Raw genomic sequence first — 3,287 nt, 5'->3', positions numbered from 1 at the left:
TTTGATCAGGTTTTCCCTCGATCTGTGTGTATAGTACCATCGGAGGTCTGTCCGGAAAATATGATTCCGGACAGATTTGATAATTTTTCGGACAAGCAAAAAAGACCTGTTTTAGGTCTTTTTTGTCCTCTCATGGCTCAGAAGCCGATATTTTTGTATGTTTTTTGGAAAAAGAATAGTAAAATCGGGACAGATCGGGACGATTTGGCATTTGGCATAGGATAATCTGTCCTGCAGTGCTTTGAACGGACATCTACAGATATTCTCTCCCCAGGAGGAGAAAAACAGGATTACGTATCCTCGTATTTGCCTGTTTCTGAAATACTCACAGCATGCTTCATCGTCAGGGTCAAACTTCCCAAAGGTATCATCATTCCAGTAACAATTTTACTTTTTACATATATACTATTTCATAATCCGAAAACTCAGAAAGGAAGCCATTTATTAAAATCTTTATGTTGTCCTCAGCTTTCTTATAAATTTCTTCTCCTGTTTCTTCTTGTCCTTTTTCCTCAATTTCTTTTATGAGCTCCTGGTATTGAGAAAAACTAATCGGATTTAAAATATTATTGCTTTCTGTGCATTCTACAGTATCCCAAATCACATAATTATCGTTTATTTTGGGCTCAGGCAAGGCAATATATATTTTAGAATCTTCTACTTGAACTCTGATATCTTTGATATTATATCCCACCTTTATCACACCGTCACATGTGATTTTAATACTGTTTTTTGATCCTGGTATTTTCCATTTTTCAAGCCAGTACCTGACCTCCTCTTTTTCCAAAGTCACATGATAAGATCCCATGTAGCTGCTAAATTCGCTTAACTCTTCCAGCTTGACTTCTACTTCTTCAATTGTGATTGTTCTTTTTTCGACTTCTCCCGGCATTTCCAGATCAAAATCATCAGTAGTGTTCTTCTCAACAACTTCATAGTTCTTATCATTTGATTTAAAAATACCCTTAAATAAATCCGGATGGAAATAGGCTGTTGCGGCACCGCCTAAAAATAATGCAATAATAATTATTAATGTAACAAGCCCGGATACTGTTCTCTTCAGCATTTTATTATTCTCCACAAATACACTTATCTGCATTATTTTACATCCACGCAGTAATTAGCGCACTTCCATAGAATATTAGAAACAAAAATGCCACAATGCAAATTATTAATAATAACCACTTCATAAAGTTCCCCTTTCAAGACCATATGATTTGAAGCACAAATATTGCCGATATGAACCTCAGTCTCTATTATCTTTTTTTGTTTTACTTCTGAACATTATACATCCATATGGAAAAGTTTTGCAATTCTCAAACTTCCCTTTATTCATTCAACGCTGTATTCATCTGAACTGCGTAATAAGTCAGGCAACAGCCAGGACAATCGCTCCCAGCCGTCTTCAATACCAGCCTCCTCAAATCTACGGAGATCCAGTCGTTCAAGAAATCTGTCAACGGCCTCCTCCGTGTTATCAAGATCATGATCTTCCAGAAGCTGTCGCATATCCTGCCGTGTCCAGGTAATTTGCGCAAATATCTCACAGTTCTTCATAATAGCCGGTTTCCCTCTACCGGCATCCGTATTTACATCCAAATTTATACGTTATCTATACCAGGACATACTCCGAAATGATCCTGCCGATCTGCCCTATATCCACATTTCCTCTGAATTCAAAGGTGGCTTCAAATCCATTCGTAAAATGCAGGAACAGTTCTGAGTCGGGAACCAGCTCCATGAAGCCGGGTGTCTGGATCGAAAAAAACTGAACCTTGGAGTAGGGTAATGAAGTGAATGATCTGCGTTTTCCTGTAATCCCCTGCACATCAATGGAAATGATCCGCTTATTTGTAAATACCAGCTGATCGCGGATGGTCTTAAACGCCATGAGAGGCCGTTCTCCGTTGACCATCAATCCCGCCACTTCATTGTGAATGCTGTTCAGATTTATTGGTGTAAGGTTCCACGCGGTGTTTTTGTTGAAATTAATCATGCCGTTCCTCCTGCTGTTGTTAATACTCTGGTGTAAACTTCTTTTTCTTTATCTCTTATTGTTGATTCATAGTGGCAGAATCATCGCTGTCTATCAGATTCCCATTCGAATCGAGATAATTGACTATTACATGTTCCGGTCTGTTACCATTGAAAACTCCATACAATTCTCCATACATATAAAGGCTGAATGCAGCAAAGGAATCAGACACTGATGGTTCCGCTCCATCCAGAGAAATATCAAAGACAGTGAAATCATTATTGCGGGTTATGTTTGAGATCGTATATTTCTCATCATCTATCATTTCCTGCAGACTGTTGTCAAAAGACACAGAAAGCTGTTCCAACATGGCCTGATGCTGTTCTTTTGTCATTTTATAAGTAATGGAGCCGTCTTGATTTCGGAATGCTGCCTGGTACTGTGTGCCTATTCCGGCATCGATAGTTTCCTGACTTATATTTTTGGCAAGATCCGCAGGGACATTAAGTGATACAGTCATAACTCCGTTTTCCACCTGTACATCTCCAATTGCCGCAAGCTGGTTCCAATCCTCCTGGGTCATCTCACGGCTGGATCCGTTCTCTTCCGAGTCTACAATCTCCTGCGTTGCTGATTCCCGGGATACTGCTTCCGCGGTTTCCGGTTGCTCTTCTGAATCAGACACTTCTGTCCCGGTATCTTCCCCGTTCTCCACAGGTTCCGGCAGCTGTGTATTCTCGCCGCCAGTAACCTGCGCCTCTTCAGAAACAGTTTCAGAGACAGCTTCTTCAAGGGTCTGTCCGGAGGAGTCCTTTCCCCCTGCCCCACAGGCACACACTGTGGTCATCATCATAAGCGCAATCACAATTGATATGATCTGTCTAGTCATAGTTCCACCTCCTGTTTTTAAAAGTATGGTTTAAAACCTGCGTTAATAACAATGTGCTGCGGATAACCCGCTCTTAATGATTCCATCCTCTCAAACCAGTTGTCCCTCTGTGCGGACATTTGATATATTCGTTTGCATATTGCTGTATATTCGTTAATTCCCACAAAAAGAAAACCGCCATACTGACGCTTTCGTCCAGTATAGCGGCCTCTTGGCAATTATGTATTTTTAGAAGGAGGATATTCCTCTTGGGGATGCTTTTTTTTCAGGTTTATATGCAGTTATTTATGCAGCCATCTTCTTGAAGTAGTTATACATAATGGCTTCATCTTCACGGGAAGAGGTGAAGATGCCGAGCTGATCGTCATGGTCTTCTGCCAGTCTGATGATACCTTCGATATACTCTTCCTCGTTCTTCATGTT

The 3,287-nt window shown here is 40.5% G+C and carries 5 protein-coding genes; 1 reads left to right on the top strand and 4 read right to left on the bottom strand.

What is annotated here, in order from left to right:
- A partial coding sequence (locus tag BLT02_RS17630; RefSeq protein WP_207649434.1) for a hypothetical protein occupies positions 1-225 on the top strand: 225 nt, incomplete at its 5' end.
- 169 nt (positions 226-394) lie between these two features.
- Here BLT02_RS17630 and BLT02_RS16615 read toward each other — a convergent pair.
- The 4 genes from BLT02_RS16615 to BLT02_RS16600 form a co-directional block, all read right to left on the bottom strand.
- A complete protein-coding gene (locus BLT02_RS16615; RefSeq protein WP_175453919.1) occupies positions 395-1,066 on the bottom strand; it encodes a DUF4230 domain-containing protein in 672 nt (223 codons plus the stop codon).
- 266 nt (positions 1,067-1,332) lie between these two features.
- Positions 1,333-1,557 (bottom strand): hypothetical protein, encoded by a 225-nt coding sequence (locus BLT02_RS16610; RefSeq protein ID WP_092998145.1) that lies wholly within the window; start codon positions 1,555-1,557, stop codon positions 1,333-1,335.
- A 55-nt stretch (positions 1,558-1,612) separates the two neighbouring features.
- A complete protein-coding gene (locus BLT02_RS16605) occupies positions 1,613-1,996 on the bottom strand; it encodes a PH domain-containing protein (RefSeq protein ID WP_092998143.1) in 384 nt (127 codons plus the stop codon).
- A 55-nt stretch (positions 1,997-2,051) separates the two neighbouring features.
- Positions 2,052-2,864 (bottom strand): hypothetical protein, encoded by an 813-nt coding sequence (locus BLT02_RS16600; protein ID WP_092998140.1) that lies wholly within the window; start codon positions 2,862-2,864, stop codon positions 2,052-2,054.
- Positions 2,865-3,287 lie beyond the last annotated feature (423 nt).

The sequence above is a fragment of the Sarcina sp. DSM 11001 genome (assembly GCF_900101015.1).
Lineage (GTDB): Bacteria > Bacillota > Clostridia > Lachnospirales > Lachnospiraceae > CAG-791.
The sequence above is the reverse complement of the archived record's forward strand: the minus strand, read 5'-3'. Positions and strand labels throughout refer to the sequence as shown.

Excerpts from the sequence above, each read along its gene's own strand:
- BLT02_RS16600 (WP_092998140.1), bottom strand. The coding sequence starts at position 2,864 with ATGACTAGACAGATCATATCAATTGTGATTGCGCTTATGATGATGACC.
- BLT02_RS16615 (WP_175453919.1), bottom strand. The coding sequence starts at position 1,066 with ATGCTGAAGAGAACAGTATCCGGGCTTGTTACATTAATAATTATTATT.
- BLT02_RS16610 (WP_092998145.1), bottom strand. The coding sequence starts at position 1,557 with ATGAAGAACTGTGAGATATTTGCGCAAATTACCTGGACACGGCAGGAT.
- BLT02_RS16605 (WP_092998143.1), bottom strand. The coding sequence starts at position 1,996 with ATGATTAATTTCAACAAAAACACCGCGTGGAACCTTACACCAATAAAT.